A 15,628-nucleotide genomic window follows, 5' to 3' on the forward strand; every position below is an offset into this window, starting at 1 on the left:
GCGGCACGGGCGACCCGGGACCGGCGCCTCGCGCACGGTCCCGGCGACTGCCACCGGGAGGATCGCGTCTCTCATCGGCTTCACTCTTTCACCGGAACTCCCCAGGTCAACGACCGCCTCGCCGGGGAACCCGGGTTTGTACGGCCTCGCCGGCCGGATCTCCGCTCAACTGCCAGCCGTCGCCCTGCCGTTCGACGAACCCCAGAGAGTGAAGTTCGTACAGTCTGCCGATGACTTCATCGGTGCCGGTGCCGGCGGCAAGTGCCAGCTCGGCCGCGGTCGCCGGGCGGCCGGCCGGGAGGGCTTCGAGCACGCGGGCCGTGTCCCGGTCCAGCAGGTCACGGGCGAGCACCGGGCCCCGCCGCTCGGGTGCCAGCTCCCCCATGGAGCCGACGACTTCGACCACCTCAGCGGCGTCGGTGACCAGCACGGCCTCACCGCCCCTCAGCAGTTCGTGGACGCCTGCCGAGAGCCCGCTGGTGGCGGGCCCGGGGACGCCCATCGTGAACCGTCCGAGGCGCTGGGCCCGCCGGGCGGTCACCAGGGAGCCGCTGCGGTGCGCGGCCTCCACGACGACGGTGCCGCGGGTGAGGGCCGCGATGACCCGGTTGCGCAGGACGAACCGGCTGCGCGTGGGATGGCTGCCGGGCGGCAACTCACCCACGACCAGCCCCTGCCCGGCGATCCGGCCGAGCAGCCCGGCGTGGCCCCGGGGATAGGCGACGTCCGCCCCGCAGGCGAGCACCGCCGCGGTCGCACCGCCGGCGGCGAGGGCCCCGCGGTGGGCGGCGCCGTCGATGCCGAAGGCCGCGCCGGAGACCACGACCCAGCCCCGCTCGGCGAGACCGGCGGCCAGCGTCTGCGCCATGTGCGCGCCGTACGGGGTGCAGGCCCTGGCCCCGACCACGGCGACCGAACGCAGCGCCCAGGTGCGCAGGTTCGGCCGGCCCCGCAGCCAGAGCCCGACGGGGCGTTCGTCCCCGAGGTCGTCCAACTGCGTCGGCCACTGCGCGCACCCCGGGAACACGAACCGGCACCCCGCACCCGCGGCCAGCTCCAGGTCCCGGCGGGGGTCGGCCAGCTCCGCGCGTCTGCGGTAGGCGGCGAGCCGTTCCGGCCCCACCCCGGGCGGAGGCTGCCACTGCGCCTCCGGGCCGGTCAGCAGCCGGAGCAGCCCCGCGGCACCGTGCTCCCGGATCCAGCGTCCGCCGCGTGCGTCGCCGGGCTCCAGCACCCGTGTCAGCGCGACGCGGGCGAGCAGTTCCTCCTCCCCCGCCCCGGTCATGTCCCGGCCCCCGTCAGCGACATGGCCCCGCGGGCGACGCCGGTCCGCAGCTCCAGCGCCACGGCGACGTCGAGCGGCTCGGGCCGGTCCCGCCCCCGCAGGTCGGCGACGGTCCAGGCGACCCGCAGGACGCGGTCGAGCCCGCGGGCGGTGAGCATGCCCCGCTCCATCTCCCGCTCGGCCGGCGCCAGGGCACCCGGGGCGGCCTGCCAACGGGTCCTCAACTCCTGTCCCGGGACTTCGGAGTTGATCCGCCACGGAGTGCCGGCGAGCCGGGCCCCGGCACGCTCCCGGGCCTCCCGCACCCGGTGGGCGACCAGCTCGCTGGGCTCCCCGCGGCCGCCCTGTCCCAGCAGGTCGCCGCGGGTCACGGGCTCGACCTCCACCCTCAGGTCGACCCGGTCGAGCAACGGGCCGGACAGCCGGGCCTGGTAGCGCCGGATCACCGAGGGCGGGCACTCGCAGCCCGCCCCGAGCAGGGTGTGCCGCCCGCAGGGACAGGGATTCGCGGCGAGCACCATCAGGAACCGGGCGGGCAGCCGTACCACTCCGGCCGCGCGGGCGATGACCACGTGTCCCGATTCGAGGGGCTGGCGCAGCGCGTCCAGCGCCCGGCTGTGGAACTCCGGCGCCTCGTCCAGGAAGAGCACCCCGCGGTGTGCCAGGGAGACCGCTCCCGGCCTGGGCACCCCGGTCCCGCCGCCCACCAGGGACTGCATGGTCGCCGAGTGGTGCGGAGCGCAGTACGGCGGCCGGGAGACCAGCGGCTCGCCGGGCGGCAGGATTCCCGCGACCGAGTGGACCGCCGTGACCTCCACGGAGTCCTGGCGGGTGAGCGGCGGCAGGATCCAGGGCAGCCGCTCGGCCAGCATCGTCTTGCCGGCTCCGGGCGGCCCGCTCAGGAACAGGTGGTGCCCTCCGGCGGCCGCCACTTCGAGGGCGCGGCGGGCCGTGTGCTGCCCCGCCACATCGGCGAGGTCGGGTAGGTCGGTGCAGTCCCCGCCGGGACGGCCGGGGGCGAGACCGGTGCCCAGGCCCGCGCCGGGGACGAGCAGTCCGGCCAGCATCGGGTCCGGGCGGCCGGGCGGGTCCCCGGGCTCCTCCTCGGGCACCTCCCCGTCGGTCAGGACGGCGATCAGCCGGCGCAGGCTGCGCACGCCGAGCACCGAGACGTCCGGCACGAGCGCGGCCTCGGCGGCGCACTGCTGCGGAACGACCACCTGCCGGTAGCCTGCCTCGGCCGCGGCGAGGACGGCCGGCAGGATCCCCCGGACCGGGCGCACCCGCCCGTCCAGCCCGAGTTCGCCGATCAGCACGAGGTCGGCGATGACCGCCGGGTCGACCACCTCGGCGGCCCCGAGCACCGCGACGGCGACAGCGAGGTCGAACCCCGCGCCCGCCTTCGGAACGGAGGCCGGGCTCAGCCCGACCGTGAGCTTCTTCTGCGGCCATGCCGCCCCCGAGTTGACCACGGCGGCACGCACCCGGTCGCGGCTCTCGACGAGGGTCTTGTCCGGCAGCCCCACCAGGGTGAAGGCCGCGACCCCGGGCTCCAGGTCGGCCTGGACCTCGACCACCACGCCGTCGACGCCGACCAGGGCCACGGAGCAGGCCCGCGCGAACCCCATCAGGCCACCCCCCTGACGTGTTCCACCAGGGGCGCGCCGCGGCGCGGCAGCAGGATTCCGACGAGGTCGATGCGGACGCCGCCCGGCGGCGGTCCGCCGTGGTCGGCGAGCCACCGCCCGGCGAGCCTGCGCAGCCGGTCCGCCTTGGCGGCCCGTACCGCGGCCATCGGATGCTCGAAGTCGCCCGTGCGCCGGGTCTTGACCTCGCACACGACGAGGGCGTCCCCGTCGCGCGCGACGATGTCGATCTCCCCGCCGCGGCACCGCCAGTTCCGTGCGATCACGGTCATCCCGGCCTCGGTCAGCCGTCGTGCCGCGAGCTCCTCGCCGTACCGCCCCATCGCCTGCCGTGCCGCGCTCTTCGCGTCCATCGGGCACCACCTCCGGCACCGACGGTCCCGCGCCCCCGCCCACGTTGTGGATCTTGGTGGAAAACCCGGCCGCTGTGGACGGACCCGTCACCCTCCCGGGTGAGGCGGCTCAGCTTCCGGGCAGTTCGAGGTCGCTCTTGTTGAGCTCCTCGATGTTCACGTCCTTGAAGGTCAGCACCCGGACCTGCTTCACGAAGCGGGCCGGCCGGTACATGTCCCAGACCCACGCATCGGCCATCGAGACCTCGAAGAACACCTCGCCCTGCACCGAGTGCACCTGCATCTCGTAGTCGTTGGTGAGGTAGAAACGGCGTTCGGTCTCGATCACATACTTGAACAGCCCGACGACGTCGCGGTACTCCCGATAGAGCTTCAGCTCCATCTCGGTCTCGTACTTTTCGAGGTCCTCGGCACTCATGGCATGTTCCCCTTCAGCCGTGCGTCCCCCTATTGTGCGCCAGCGCCGTGCGCCCCTAAACGATTTCCGGGGCCAGGACCACCGGCGCACCCGGAGGACCCTCGTCGAGCAGCGTGCGGAGCAGCTCGGCGAGTCTGGTCGGGTACACCGTCTCACGTGCCGCGAGAAGTTCCTCGGAGGTCCACCACCTGGCTCCGGTGACGCTGCGCCGTTCCAGCTCGGTCAGACCGCCCATCGCGGTCGCGGTCTGACTGGTCCGGGCCAGGAAGTACCACTCGTCCTGCTCCCAGCGCCGGCCGTCGAAGGGGAAGGAGCAGAAGCGGTGCCACAGCACCGGACCCAGCTCCACCTCGGTGATGCCGGTCTCCTCCGCCAGCTCGCGCAGCGCGGCCTGCGCCCGGGTCTCCGTCCCCTCCAGTCCGCCGCCCGGGGTGAACCACCAGTCGTCCGAGGGGTCGGCCGGTTCGAAGCCGTGCAGCAGCAGGATCCGGTCCGCCGGGTCGAGCAGGATCACCCGGGACACCTGCCGGTGTCTGCGGCCGCCCGCCGGCTCAGGCGACACCGGCCCGCTCCCGCCGACCGCGCGCCAGGACCCGGGCCAGCGGCCCGTACGCGGCCCCCAGCACCACCAGGGCCGCGCCGGCGGCCACGGCCGCCGCCTGCAACCGCAGCGGCCCGTGCCCCGAGATCCCGCCGGGCAGGGCGGCGTACGTCTTCGGGCGCTCCAGCATCGCCATGGACGGCCAGGCCAGGGCGTCGACGCGGGCGCTGACGGCCGACCGGGGCACCGTGCCCTGCCCGGCCTCCTGGAGGTGGGCCCGCGAGTCCAGCGAGGCGGCGCGCCGGTCGCCCAGCAGGAAGAGATTGCCCTCGGGGACCGTCACCTCGAAGGGGGTCCCGGGGGCGGGCGGGGCCTGCCCGGGCGGCATCGCCAGGCCGGAGTCCGGCCGGCTGGTGTCGGCGTAGGGCTCGTCCAGCGGGGTGCCGTTCACGGTCAGCCCGCCGTCGGCGCCGCAGCACTTCACGGTGTCGCCGCCGATGCCGACGACCCGTTTGACCATGGGCAAGTCGCTCCACATGGAATCAGTGAAGACCACCACGTCCCCGCGCCGCACCTCACTGCCGTCGATGCGCTGTGCCAGCAGCCGGTCGCCCGGGCGCACCGTCGGCATCATCGAGTCGGTCGGGACCGTGTAGGGCTGGTAGACGAGCGCCCCCCACACGAATCCGCCGAGGAAGAGCGCAAAGCCGATGGCCACGGCGATCCCCGACAGCACGTTGCCGAGACCGCCGCGGCCATCCTTGCCACTGCGTATCGCTTCTGTTCCGCCCATACCAGCGCCCCCACATCGGGATCGTCGACCTGGGCGGCACCCTACCCGTCGGTACGACCGCTGGTCAGCTTCCGGCGGCGCCACATCACGAGGGGGACGGCTCCGGCGAGCCCCAGCGCGGCCGGGCCGAGCCCGACGGGCGCCAGTCCGGCGGCCCCGAGGCCGAGCGCGGTGGCCGCGGCCTGGTTGCCGATGCCCGGCTGGTCGAAGGTGTCCGGGACCGGCAGGGTGGACCAGCGGGTGACCGGCCACGCGATCACGACGGCCCGTCCGACGACCTTGTCGACCGGCACGAAGCCCTTGGTGGAGTCCTGCATGTGGTAGCGGGAGTCCTGGGAGTTCTGCCGGTGGTCGCCCATCACCCAGATCTTGCCCTCGGGCACCTTGAGCGGGCCGAAGGGGGCGTCGTCGCACGCGGTGTTGCCGGGGTAGATGTACGGCTCGTCGAGCGCCTTGCCGTTGACGACGACCGGTCCCCCCTTCTTGCACTCGACCGTGTCACCGCCGATGGCGATGGTCCGCTTGATCAGGTCCTTCTCCTCCGCGGACGGCATCAGGCCGATCCAGCTGAGGACCTTCTGGGCGATGTTCGGCTCCGGCGTGGGCTCGCCCGAGAGCCAGTTCGCCGGGTCGTGGAAGACCACGACCTCGCCGCGCTCCGGCTCGGAGCCGAACCACGGCGTGAGCTTGTCGACCAGCACCCGGTCCCCGCGCTGCAGCGTGTCCTGCATCGAGTCGGAGGGGATCGAGAACGCCTGGACCAGGAAGGTCTTGATCAGCAGGGCCAGCAGCAGGGCGATGCCGATGAGGAGCGGGAGCTCCTTCCAGAAGGAGCGGTGCGGCTTCTCCACAGCGCCGTCCTCCTCGGTCTCGTGCGCGACGGCGTCGTCCGGCCGCTCCTCGCCCTCGTCGCGTCCGGACCGTGCGCCTACCGCCACGTCCCCCACATCCACTCCTCACTCACGTTCGCCGCCCGCGCCGAACCGGACACGGGCCCTCCCCTCCCTTAACGAGCGGGAGTTCCCTAAGGCTCGGGAGACCGAGGACACACTATGCGAACGGTGTGCCCCTACGGCGCCGCCCGCGGCCGCGTCCCTCGCGGCGTGCCTGATCGGGCACCATGCGGAAGGTCTCGGGCTGCTCCAGACGGGTCCAGTGTCCGAAGGGCCAGGCGATCACCACGGCCTCCCCCACGACCCCGTTCTCGTCGATCGTGCCCTCGAATGCCTCGTCCAGATGGAAGCGGGAATCGGCCGAATTCGCTCGGTGGTCGCCCATCACGAAGAGCCTTCCGGCGGGCACCTCCACCTCGAAGGGGATGTCCGAGGGCGTGTTGCCCGGTTTCACGTACGGCTCGTCGAGCGGCGAGCCGTTGACGGTGACCCGGCCGCGGGCGTCGCAGCACTTGACGGTGTCTCCGCCGACCCCGATGACGCGCTTGATCAGGTCCTGTTCGTCGGCCGAGGGCAGCAGGCCGATGAAGGTCAGGGTCTGCTTGATCTGCTTGACCACGACCGGGTCCGGGGCGGGCCGGGCCGCCTCGCCCTGGAGCCAGCCGCCGGGGTCCTTGAACACGACGATGTCGCCGCGCTCGACCTTGGAGCCGAACCACGGGGTCAGCTTGTCCACGAGGACGCGGTCGCCGATCCGGATGGTCTGCTCCATCGAGCCCGACGGGATGAAGAAGGCCTGCACCAGGAAGGTCTTGAGCAGCAGGGCTATGCACAGCGCCACCACGACGAGCAGCGGGACTTCGCCCGCCCGGCGCGTGCGGCGGCGCCGCTTGACCCTGCGGGCCAGCCGGCGCCGTTCGGCCCGGCCGCCCTCCGCCACGACCGGCTCCGGCTCGGGCTGTCGTCGCCCTCGCGGTGTTGCGCGCGGCTGCGGCTCGGGCTCGTCATCGAGCCAGTCCTGTCGGCTCCGCGTCCTCGCACGCGGCCCCGGCTCGGGCTCGTCATCCAGCCAGTCGTGTCGGCTCCGCGTCCTCGCACGCGGCCCCGGCTCGGGCTCCCGGTCCCGTCGGCCCTTGGGCCGCCCCCGGCTACCCATGGCCGCCGCCGACGGCGCCCCAGCGCGAAGCCGGCCAGCCGATCCAGTCGGCCCGCCCGATCACCTTCTCCACCGGCACCATCCCCCCGCCCGGTTCCCCGAGGTGGTCCCGCGAGTCCCGGGACTGGGAACGATGATCGCCCATCACCCAGAGGGTCCCCAGCGGCACGACGATCCGGAAGGGCACCTTCGAGGGGGCGTCGCCGGGATACAGGTACGGCTCGTCCAGCGGGACGCCGTTGACCGAGAGCCGCCCGCCCGCGTCGCAGCAGACCACGTCGTCACCACCCACGCCCACCACCCGCTTCACGAAGTCGGTGTCGGAGGGCTCGGCGAGCCCGAGCGCCGAGGCGGCGCCCCGCACCAGGCCGTCGACCGGGCTGCCGCCCGCGCGTTCCCGTACGAAGGAGCCCGTGCCGTCGAAGACCACCAGGTCCCCGCGGCCCGGCTGATCGCCGAAACGGTACGCCAGCTTGTTGACCAGCACCCGGTCCCCGACCCGGAGCGTCGGCTCCATGGAGTGGCTCGGGATCAGGAAGGGCTGGAGGACGAAATTGCTGAGCAGCAGCAGGAAGGCCGTGCAGACCACGCCGAGGACACCCGCCCGGCGCCAGGTCGGCCGCCCGGAGGACCGGTCCTGGCCGGCCCCCTCCGCGGGTTCCGCGCCGCCCCTCCGGGAGAACGCAGAACGCGGCCACCCTTGCCCCTCGCGGGGGGAAGAGTGACCGCGCTGCGTGTGAGGTGCTTCGGTGTCCATCGGGGGCGAGCCTATCCGGCCGCCGCCGGACACCGGAGGCGACCTTACTTGTCGCGCTTCTCCTTGATCTTCGCAGCCTTGCCGCGGAGCTCACGGAGGTAGTACAGCTTCGCACGGCGGACGTCACCGCGGGTGACCAGCTCGATCTTCTCGAAGATCGGGGAGTGGACCGGGAAGGTGCGCTCCACGCCGACGCTGAAGGAGACCTTGCGAACGGTGAAGGTCTCGGAGACACCGGCGCCCTGGCGGCGGATGACGACACCCTTGAACTGCTGGATACGGGAGCGGTTGCCCTCGATCACGCGGACGTGCACGTTGATCGTGTCACCCGGGCGGAAGGCCGGGACGTCCGAGCGGAGCGCGGCGGCGTTGACGCCATCGAGCAGGTGAGACATGTTCTTCGTCTGCTTTCTTCGCATGACGCCACAGGTCGCCAGTGCGGGTTTCCGTAGAGAATTCGGGAGCCGTGCCACTCGGCGGCCGACGGTCCCCCTGTGGCAGGGGCGTCCGGCGAGCACACAGCAGCCGCCTATTCTTCCACGGCCTGCGGCCTGCGCCAAAATCGGCCGTCCGGCGACGGCTGCCAGCCCAGGATGGAGAGGATCTCGCGGTCCTTCTTGTCGAAGCCGGAGGCCTCGCAGCGCTCGATCAGGTCGGGCCGGTTGCTCGCGGTCCGGCGGAAGGCCTCGTCCCGGCGCCACCGGGCGATCCTGCCGTGGTGGCCGCTGAGCAGCACGTCGGGGATGTCCCGGCCGCGCCACACCGGCGGCTTGGTGTAGACGGGACCCTCCAGCAGGTTCGCCATCTCGCCGGGGGCGAAGGAGTCGTCCCGGTGCGACTCGGCGTTGCCGAGCACCCCGGGCAGCAGCCGCGCCACGGCCTCGGTGACCACCAGCACGGCCGCCTCGCCGCCGGCCAGGACGTAGTCGCCGATGGAGACCTCGTACACGGGCATGCGGGTGGCGTACTCGTCCATGACGCGGCGGTCGATGCCCTCGTAGCGGGCGGGCGTGAAGATCAGCCACGGCCGCTCGGCGAGCTCGACGGCGAGCTCCTGGGTGAACGGACGGCCGCTGGGCGTGGGGACCACCATGACGGGGCCGTGCGCGCCCGCCTCGTAGCCGTCGGCCAGCACCTCGTCCAGTGCCTCGCCCCACGGGCCGGTCTTCATGACCATGCCGGGGCCGCCGCCGTACGGGGTGTCGTCGACCGTGTTGTGCCGGTCGTGGGTCCAGTCCCGCAGGTCGTGGACGTGCACGTCGAGCTGCCCGCGGGCGCGCGCCTTGCCGACGAGCGAGACGTTCAGCGGTTCCAGGTACTCGGGGAAGATCGTGACGACGTCGAGCCTCATCGGGCGTCGCCCTCGGAACTCGCGCCCTCGGAACTCGCAGCCTCGGAACTCCGGGCCTCTGCGTCCGCGGCCTCGGCGTCGCGCGCGGAGGCGATCTCGGCGCGGTCGTCGATCAGCCCCGGCGGCGGGGTGATGACGCAGCGCTGCTCCTCCAGGTCGATCTCGGCGACGATCTCCTCGACGAAGGGGATCATCACCTCGGTGCCGTCGGGGCGCTCGACGATGAAGAGGTCCTGCGAGGGCAGGTGGGAGATCTCGGTGATCCGGCCGATCTCGGTGCCGTCCTCGAGCACCACGTCCAGGTCCATCAGCTGGTGGTCGTAGTACTCGTCCTCCTCCTCGGGCAGCTCGTCCGGGTCCACGTCGGCGATGAGGAGGATGTTGCGGAGGGCCTCCGCGGCGGTGCGGTCCTTGACACCGGCGAAACGCAGCATCAGCCGGCCGCTGTGCACCCGGCCCGTCTCGATGGTCAGCGGGCCCGCCGAAGCCGGTTCGGTGCGCAGCACGGCGCCGGGGCTGAGCCGCAGTTCCGGCTCGTCCGTGCGCACCTCGACGGTGACCTCACCCTTGATGCCGTGGGCGCGGCCGATCCGCGCGACTACCAGCTCCACTGTCTGTGCCTCTCCTGTTCAGACGACGACGGGCCGGGGCGGGCACGTGTGCCCTCCCCGGCCCGTGCCGGTGATTCAACTGCTCAGCGGACCTGGTCCACGTCGACGAGGTCGACGCGGATCCCCCGGCCGCCGATGGCGCCCACGACGGTACGCAGGGCACGTGCGGTGCGGCCGTTGCGGCCGATCACCTTGCCGAGGTCGTCGGGGTGGACCCGGACCTCGAGCACCTGCCCGCGGCGCAGGTTGCGCGAGGCGACCTGCACTTCGTCGGGGTTGTCCACAATGCCCTTTACGAGGTGCTCAAGAGCCTCCTCGAGCATGCTCAGGCCTCGGTCGACTCGGCGGCGGCCTCAGCCTCGTCCGCCTTCTTGTCGGCCTTCTTCTTCTGCGTGATGGCCTCGCCCTTGCCCTCGCCGATGCCCTCGAGGGCCTTGGCGAACTCGTCGAAGGAGCGACGCTTGTCTTCCTTCGTGGCCGGCTGCAGCAGCGGCGCGGGGGCCGGGAGGCCCTTGTGCGCCTGCCAGTCACCGGTGAGCTTCAGGATGGCGAGGACGGCCTCGGTCGGCTGGGCGCCGACAGAGAGCCAGTACTGGGCGCGCTCGCCGTTGACCTCGATGCGCGACGGGTTGTAGGTCGGCTGGTAGATGCCGATCTCCTCGATCGCGCGGCCGTCCCGACGGGTGCGGGCGTCGGCGACGACGATGCGGTAGTGGGGAGAGCGGATCTTACCGAGGCGCTTGAGCTTGATCTTGACTGCCACTGGAGTGGTGTCTCCTGAACTTGACGTGGTTGGGCACATGAGATGCCACGTGGGGTTGCGGTACTCGGGTGCCCGATGGACGCGTCAGCCGGAGGAGAGAGGGGTCCTATGCGACTGTCGAGTACAGCTAGCCATTGTGCCATACGCCTGCGGCGCGCCCGGCCGACGGGGAGGATCGCTCCGGTCGGACGAGCCCGCACGTCACGGCCGGCTCCGCGCGCCGGCCGCCCGCAGTGTCAGGAGGCCGCCGCGACGGCGATGTCGGGGATGCGGAAGGGCTTCATACAGCCGCCGCACACGATCGGCGCCTGCGCGAGCACGGAGGGGACGACGCGCACGTTGCGCCCGCAGTCGCAGACCGCCTTGACGCGCACCCCGCCACCGGAGGAGCCGTGCCGGGCGGCGGGCCCGCGGAAGCTGCGCTTGGTGTCGGCGGCGGTGGCCGCCGTGTGCGCCTTCAGCGCGCGCTGCAGTCGCTCCATGGTGGGGCGGTAGCGCCGCTTCGCCTCGGGATTGAGGGTGACCAGGGAGAAGCCGCTGCTCGCGTGCGGCTCGTCGGAGTGGTCCAGGCCCATCTCCTCGGCGATCGCGAGGAATCGGCGGTTGTGGTAGCGGCCTGCGCGCGAGGTGTCGCGGACACCGCGGGCGGCCGCGATGCCGTGGACTGCCTCGTGCAGCAGTCGCTCGAAGGAGAGCTCGGCGCCGCAGGCGGACGAGGACTCTCCGATCAGGGACTCGGGCGCGGCAAGGTCGGGCAGCTCGGGGTGGTACCGCTGAATGTCGGCCCACGCCTGCGCCAGCTCTGCGGCGAGAACAGGTGGTGTCGTGCTCACGTCGTGACAACGAGCCGAGGTGCCCGGGTGTTCCGATTCCGGGCCATTCCAAATTTTTTGCACGTACCAGTCAGTTCAGCCTGATGCGTCCCGACGAGGACGGGTGCGCCGAACTCAGGAGGAGTCGGTACGTAACGTCGACCAAAAAGCAGCGGCCCCCGGCGCGCGGCATCAGCCGCACGCCGGGGCCGGAAGCCTTCGGCGGCGCGATCAGTAGGAGCGCGCCACGATGGCGAGGGTACCGGGAGCGTCGTCGGCGTCCGGGACGGACCCGTCCTCGGCCACCAGGCAGCGCACGGAGACGGCCTGCTCGGCCAGCTTCGCCTCGCCCTCCGGGCCGAGGTCGGCCCACGGGATCCGCGCCCAGCCGCCGGCGACGGCGGCCTCGGCGGCCTCCTCGATGGTCGCGACGTCGGACGTACGGGCCTCACGGCGCTCGCGGGACTCGCGCAGGAGCTGCGCCTGGTCCTCGTCCAGCACCTTGGGCAGGAGGTCGACGAGCGCGTCGATCTGGACGGGGGTCTTCCCGCCCGGGATGCGGCGGGCCAGCATCGCGGTGCCGGCCTCCAGGTCGCGGGGGCCGATCTCGATGCGGACCGGCACGCCCTTGAGCTCCCAGTCCACGGCGCGGCGGCCGAAGGGGGTGTCGACGCGGTCGTCGACCTGCACGCGGATGCCGGCGGCCTTCAGCCGGTCGCCCAGCTCACGGACCTTGGCGACGGCCTCGTCGCCCTTGATCGCCATGACGACGACCTGGACGTGGGCCAGACGCGGCGGGACGCGCAGGCCGTTGTCGTCGCCGTGGGACATGATCAGACCGCCGACCATGCGGGTCGAGACGCCCCAGGAGGTCTGCCAGACGAGCTCCTGCTTGCCTTCCTTCGACAGGTACTGGGTGTTGAAGGCCTTGGCGAAGTTGGTGCCGAGCTCGTGGCTGGTGCCCATCTGCAGGGCCTTGCCGTCACCCATCATGCCCTCGAGGGTGAGGGTGTTGATGGCGCCGGCGAAGCGCTCCTTGGCGGTCTTGCGGCCGAGCACGACGTCGATGCCGAGCACGTTCGTCATGAAGTCGCCGTAGACGTCGCGGTGGATGCGGGCGGCGTAGTCGCGGGCGTCCTCGTAGGTGGCGTGGGCGGTGTGGCCCTCCTGCCAGAGGAACTCGCTCGTGCGCAGGAAGACGCGGGGGCGCATCTCCCAGCGGACCACGTTGGCCCACTGGTTGATCAGCAGGGGCAGGTCGCGGTAGCTCTGGACCCACTTGGAGAAGTAGTCGTTGATGATCGTCTCGGACGTGGGCCGGACGACGACCGGCTCCTCCAGCTCCTTGCCGCCGCCGTGCGTGACGACCGCGAGCTCGGGCGCGAAGCCCTCGACGTGCTCGGCTTCCTTCGTCAGGTACGACTGCGGGATGAAGAGGGGGAAGTACGCGTTCTGGGCGCCCTGGTCCTTGATGCGGGCGTCCATCTCCTGCTGCATCCGCTCCCACAGGCCGTAGCCGTACGGTCGGATGACCATGGTGCCGCGGACCGGACCGTTGTCGGCCAGCTCGGCCTTGTTGATCAGATCCTGGTACCAGCGGGGGAAATCCTCCGCCTGCGGGGTGAGAACGGGTGCCTTTGCCATGCCGCGAATCGTACGGCGCCCGGCACGGGATGCGTGAATCGGGTGCCGCGCTCCTCTGGACGCGGGGGCGAATGGGGAGTTCTCTGGCAACGGGGGCTGGGGGGCGAGACGGAATCAGGAGCGCTCTTTCGATGACACCGACGCCGACCGCGACGCTCGTCGCCCGGGACTGGGCGGAGATCCAGGAACGGATGCTGGTACCGCTGTACGAGGCGGTCTACGACCGGCTGGAGGTCGGGCCGGGTGACCGGCTGCTGGGCCTCGACTGCGGGGCCGGCCTGGCCCTGCTGCTGGCGGCCGCGAGGGGAGCCGCGGCCACGGGCGTGGAGGCGGATCCGGCCCGGCGGGCGCTGGCCCGCGAACGGCTGCTGGAGGTGCTGGCGGCGCCGCCGCCGGCGTCCTCGGTGCCCCGCCCCTACGACGCCCTGCTGGCCTTCTCCCCGGCTCCGGCAGCCCTGGCCTCGGCCCTGCCGGCCGTCAGACGCGGCGGCGCCGTGGTGCTGGCCGACTGGGGTCCCGCCGAGCGCTGCACGGTGCCCTCGGTGCTGGGCGGCGGCCCGGCGCCCGGGGATCTGGACGCGGCCGTGGAGCGGGCCGGGCTGCGGCCGGACGGGTCGGGGCGGGTGTTCTGCCCCTTCGGCTACGCGGACGTGGACAGCGCGGTGCGCGGGCTGCTGTCGACCGGGCTCTACGACGGGGCGTCCGATGCCGCGCTCGCCGAGAAGGAGCTCGCCGAGGCGCTTCACCCGTTCGAGCGGTCCGACGGCGCCGTGTGGCTGCCGAACATCTTCCGGTACGTGATCGCCCGGGTGGCGTAACCGCCGCGGTGCGACCGCGCGACGAAGGGCCCCGACCGTGCGGGCCGGCGCCCGTGCCCGGTCGGGGCCCTCCGTCGCGGATGTCCGCCTACTTCATGAACTTCTTGAACTCGTCCGGAAGGTCGAAGTCCTGACCGGCCTGGCCGCCGGCGGGAAGGCCGAACGGGTTGGACGCGGCGGCCGGGTCGACCGTCTGCGGGCCCTGCTCGCGGCGGGCCGCCGCTGCGGCCTCCTCCTGCTTGCGCTTCATCGGGTTGCCGCTCTTGCGCTTGCCCTTGGCCTGCTTGACCTGCTTCTTCTGCCGGCCGGGGCCGCCGCCCATCCCGGGGATGCCCGGCATGCCGGGCATGCCGCCGCCCTGGGCCATGCGGGACATCATCTTGCGGGCGTCGAAGAACCGCTCGACCAGCGCCTTGACGGCGCTGACCTCGGTGCCGGAGCCCTTGGCGATGCGGGCGCGGCGCGAGCCGTTGATGATCGTCGGGTCCTGGCGCTCGGCCGGGGTCATCGACTTGATGATCGCCGCGGTGCGGTCGACGTCACGCTCGTCGATGTTGTTGATCTGGTCCTTGATCTGCCCCATGCCGGGCAGCATGCCGAGCAGCTTGGAGATGGAGCCCATCTTGCGGACCTGCTCCATCTGGGCCAGGAAGTCGTCGAGCGTGAACTCCTTGGGGCCCTTGGCGAGCTTGGCCGCCATCTTCTCGGCCTCGGCCTGCGAGAAGGTCTTCTCGGCCTGCTCGATGAGGGTGAGCATGTCACCCATGTCGAGGATCCGGCCCGCCATGCGGTCGGGGTGGAAGGCGTCGAAGTCGTCGAGCTTCTCGCCGTTCGAGGCGAACATGATCTGCTTGCCGGTGACGTGCGCGATGGAGAGCGCGGCACCGCCGCGGGCGTCGCCGTCGAGCTTGGAGAGCACCACGCCGTCGAAGCCGACGCCGTCGCGGAAGGCCTCGGCGGTGTTGACCGCGTCCTGGCCGATCATGGCGTCGACGACGAAGAGGATCTCGTCGGGGCTGACGGCGTCGCGGATGTCCGCGGCCTGCTGCATCAGCTCGGCGTCGATGCCGAGGCGGCCGGCGGTGTCGACGATGACGATGTCGAACTGCTTGGTGCGCGCGTACTCGACGGAGTCCTTGGCGACCTGGACCGGGTCGCCGACGCCGTTGCCCGGCTGGGGGCCGTAGAAGGCCACGCCCGCGCGGTCGGCGACGACGGAGAGCTGGTTGACGGCGTTCGGGCGCTGGAGGTCGCACGCGACGAGGAGCGGGGTGTGGCCCTGCCCCTTCAGCCAGAGGCCGAGCTTTCCGGCGAGGGTGGTCTTACCGGCACCCTGGAGACCGGCCAGCATGATCACGGTGGGGGCGGTCTTGGCGAAGCGCAGCCGCCGGGTCTCGCCGCCCAGGATGGTGACGAGCTCGTCGTTGACGATCTTGAGGACCTGCTGGCCCGGGTTCAGGGCCTTGCTGACCTCTTCGCCGCGCGCGCGTTCCTTGACGTTCGCGATGAAGGAGCGGACGACCGGGAGGGCGACGTCGGCCTCGAGGAGGGCGATACGGATTTCCCGGGCCGCTGCGTCGATGTCAGCCTCGGACAGCCGGCCTTTGCCGCGCAGGCCCTTGAAGGTATTCGCCAAGCGGTCGGAGAGCGTATCGAACACGGTGGTCGCGATTCCTCGGGTCGGGGGCGTTGTGGTCGTCCCCCAGGGTATCCGCCCGCGCCGTCCGTCCGGCCCTGCGGGCGGGTTTCCCTCGTACGGCGGGGGTCCGGGAGGTGTCCCGGACCCC

At 72.3% G+C, this 15,628-nt stretch carries 18 protein-coding genes; 1 reads left to right on the forward strand and 17 read right to left on the reverse strand.

The genetic code is table 11. The annotated features are described in order from the left end of the window. Nucleotides 1-106: 106 nt before the first annotated feature. The 16 genes from dprA to proS all read right to left on the reverse strand — a co-directional run bounded on the left by dprA (nt 107) and on the right by proS (nt 13,023). Nucleotides 107-1,285 carry a DNA-processing protein DprA gene (gene dprA, locus AVW11_RS22005; RefSeq protein ID WP_076045470.1) on the reverse strand — a complete coding sequence of 393 codons (1,179 nt, stop codon included), beginning with the start codon at nt 1,283-1,285 and terminating at the stop codon, nt 107-109. Then, entirely contained in the window at nt 1,282-2,913 is a 1,632-nt protein-coding gene (locus AVW11_RS22010; protein WP_060176880.1) for a YifB family Mg chelatase-like AAA ATPase, read from the reverse strand. Before AVW11_RS22010 ends, dprA begins: the two co-directional genes overlap by 4 nt. Further along, nucleotides 2,913-3,284 (reverse strand): YraN family protein, encoded by a 372-nt coding sequence (locus AVW11_RS22015; protein ID WP_030844504.1) that lies wholly within the window; start codon nt 3,282-3,284, stop codon nt 2,913-2,915. The genes AVW11_RS22010 and AVW11_RS22015 overlap by 1 nt, the downstream gene beginning before the upstream one ends. Nucleotides 3,285-3,393: 109 nt before the next feature. Continuing rightward, complete coding sequence (locus AVW11_RS22020) at nt 3,394-3,702, reverse strand: DUF2469 domain-containing protein (protein ID WP_005311352.1); 309 nt, start codon at nt 3,700-3,702, stop codon at nt 3,394-3,396. Between the two features lie 55 nt (nt 3,703-3,757). Next, nucleotides 3,758-4,264 carry an NUDIX hydrolase gene (locus AVW11_RS22025; protein ID WP_076045472.1) on the reverse strand — a complete coding sequence of 169 codons (507 nt, stop codon included), beginning with the start codon at nt 4,262-4,264 and terminating at the stop codon, nt 3,758-3,760. Beyond that, on the reverse strand, nt 4,254-5,036 hold the full coding sequence (gene lepB, locus AVW11_RS22030) for a signal peptidase I (protein WP_030844508.1): 783 nt from the start codon (nt 5,034-5,036) through the stop codon (nt 4,254-4,256). Before lepB (AVW11_RS22030) ends, AVW11_RS22025 begins: the two co-directional genes overlap by 11 nt. 41 nt (nt 5,037-5,077) lie before the next feature. Beyond that, nucleotides 5,078-5,974, reverse strand: a complete 897-nt coding sequence (gene lepB, locus AVW11_RS22035) for a signal peptidase I (RefSeq protein ID WP_076045482.1) — start codon at nt 5,972-5,974, stop codon at nt 5,078-5,080. Between the two features lie 112 nt (nt 5,975-6,086). Further along, nucleotides 6,087-6,869 (reverse strand): signal peptidase I, encoded by a 783-nt coding sequence (gene lepB, locus AVW11_RS22040; protein WP_381785673.1) that lies wholly within the window; start codon nt 6,867-6,869, stop codon nt 6,087-6,089. A 208-nt stretch (nt 6,870-7,077) separates the two neighbouring features. Beyond that, complete coding sequence (lepB, locus tag AVW11_RS22045; RefSeq protein WP_076045484.1) at nt 7,078-7,842, reverse strand: signal peptidase I; 765 nt, start codon at nt 7,840-7,842, stop codon at nt 7,078-7,080. A gap of 44 nt (nt 7,843-7,886) precedes the next feature. Next, on the reverse strand, nt 7,887-8,237 hold the full coding sequence (rplS, locus tag AVW11_RS22050; RefSeq protein ID WP_030823745.1) for a 50S ribosomal protein L19: 351 nt from the start codon (nt 8,235-8,237) through the stop codon (nt 7,887-7,889). 134 nt (nt 8,238-8,371) lie between these two features. Beyond that, nucleotides 8,372-9,193, reverse strand: a complete 822-nt coding sequence (gene trmD, locus AVW11_RS22055) for a tRNA (guanosine(37)-N1)-methyltransferase TrmD (protein WP_030844518.1) — start codon at nt 9,191-9,193, stop codon at nt 8,372-8,374. Then, nucleotides 9,190-9,804 (reverse strand): ribosome maturation factor RimM, encoded by a 615-nt coding sequence (gene rimM, locus AVW11_RS22060; RefSeq protein ID WP_030844520.1) that lies wholly within the window; start codon nt 9,802-9,804, stop codon nt 9,190-9,192. Before rimM ends, trmD begins: the two co-directional genes overlap by 4 nt. 83 nt (nt 9,805-9,887) lie before the next feature. Further along, nucleotides 9,888-10,127, reverse strand: coding sequence for an RNA-binding protein (locus tag AVW11_RS22065; protein ID WP_030011889.1), 240 nt, complete (start codon nt 10,125-10,127; stop codon nt 9,888-9,890). 2 nt (nt 10,128-10,129) lie between these two features. Then, the gene (gene rpsP / locus AVW11_RS22070; RefSeq protein ID WP_030031059.1) at nt 10,130-10,567 is read right to left on the reverse strand and encodes a 30S ribosomal protein S16; all 438 of its coding nucleotides are present in this window, start codon (nt 10,565-10,567) and stop codon (nt 10,130-10,132) included. A 236-nt stretch (nt 10,568-10,803) separates the two neighbouring features. After that, entirely contained in the window at nt 10,804-11,400 is a 597-nt protein-coding gene (locus AVW11_RS22075; RefSeq protein ID WP_030844521.1) for a hypothetical protein, read from the reverse strand. 210 nt (nt 11,401-11,610) lie between these two features. Beyond that, entirely contained in the window at nt 11,611-13,023 is a 1,413-nt protein-coding gene (gene proS, locus AVW11_RS22080) for a proline--tRNA ligase (protein ID WP_046776320.1), read from the reverse strand. A gap of 131 nt (nt 13,024-13,154) precedes the next feature. Between proS and AVW11_RS22085 the strand changes: the two genes are divergently transcribed. Next, on the forward strand, nt 13,155-13,841 hold the full coding sequence (locus AVW11_RS22085) for a hypothetical protein (RefSeq protein ID WP_030844524.1): 687 nt from the start codon (nt 13,155-13,157) through the stop codon (nt 13,839-13,841). An 88-nt stretch (nt 13,842-13,929) separates the two neighbouring features. Here the strand turns inward: AVW11_RS22085 and ffh are convergent, their stop codons facing one another. After that, nucleotides 13,930-15,501, reverse strand: coding sequence for a signal recognition particle protein (ffh, locus tag AVW11_RS22090; protein ID WP_076045476.1), 1,572 nt, complete (start codon nt 15,499-15,501; stop codon nt 13,930-13,932). Between the last annotated feature and the right edge of the window lie 127 nt (nt 15,502-15,628).

The organism is Streptomyces amritsarensis (assembly GCF_001953875.1).
Taxonomy (GTDB): domain Bacteria; phylum Actinomycetota; class Actinomycetes; order Streptomycetales; family Streptomycetaceae; genus Streptomyces; species Streptomyces amritsarensis.

What these genes read in the sequence shown, in the direction of transcription:
- lepB (WP_030844508.1), bottom strand. Translation starts at nt 5,036, where the DNA reads ATGGGCGGAACAGAAGCGATACGCAGTGGCAAGGATGGCCGCGGCGGT.
- proS (WP_046776320.1), bottom strand. Translation starts at nt 13,023, where the DNA reads ATGGCAAAGGCACCCGTTCTCACCCCGCAGGCGGAGGATTTCCCCCGC.
- AVW11_RS22010 (WP_060176880.1), bottom strand. Translation starts at nt 2,913, where the DNA reads ATGGGGTTCGCGCGGGCCTGCTCCGTGGCCCTGGTCGGCGTCGACGGC.
- trmD (WP_030844518.1), bottom strand. Translation starts at nt 9,193, where the DNA reads ATGAGGCTCGACGTCGTCACGATCTTCCCCGAGTACCTGGAACCGCTG.
- lepB (WP_076045484.1), bottom strand. Translation starts at nt 7,842, where the DNA reads ATGGACACCGAAGCACCTCACACGCAGCGCGGTCACTCTTCCCCCCGC.
- AVW11_RS22065 (WP_030011889.1), bottom strand. Translation starts at nt 10,127, where the DNA reads ATGCTCGAGGAGGCTCTTGAGCACCTCGTAAAGGGCATTGTGGACAAC.
- AVW11_RS22015 (WP_030844504.1), bottom strand. Translation starts at nt 3,284, where the DNA reads ATGGACGCGAAGAGCGCGGCACGGCAGGCGATGGGGCGGTACGGCGAG.
- dprA (WP_076045470.1), bottom strand. Translation starts at nt 1,285, where the DNA reads ATGACCGGGGCGGGGGAGGAGGAACTGCTCGCCCGCGTCGCGCTGACA.
- AVW11_RS22020 (WP_005311352.1), bottom strand. Translation starts at nt 3,702, where the DNA reads ATGAGTGCCGAGGACCTCGAAAAGTACGAGACCGAGATGGAGCTGAAG.
- rplS (WP_030823745.1), bottom strand. Translation starts at nt 8,237, where the DNA reads ATGTCTCACCTGCTCGATGGCGTCAACGCCGCCGCGCTCCGCTCGGAC.
- AVW11_RS22085 (WP_030844524.1), top strand. Translation starts at nt 13,155, where the DNA reads ATGACACCGACGCCGACCGCGACGCTCGTCGCCCGGGACTGGGCGGAG.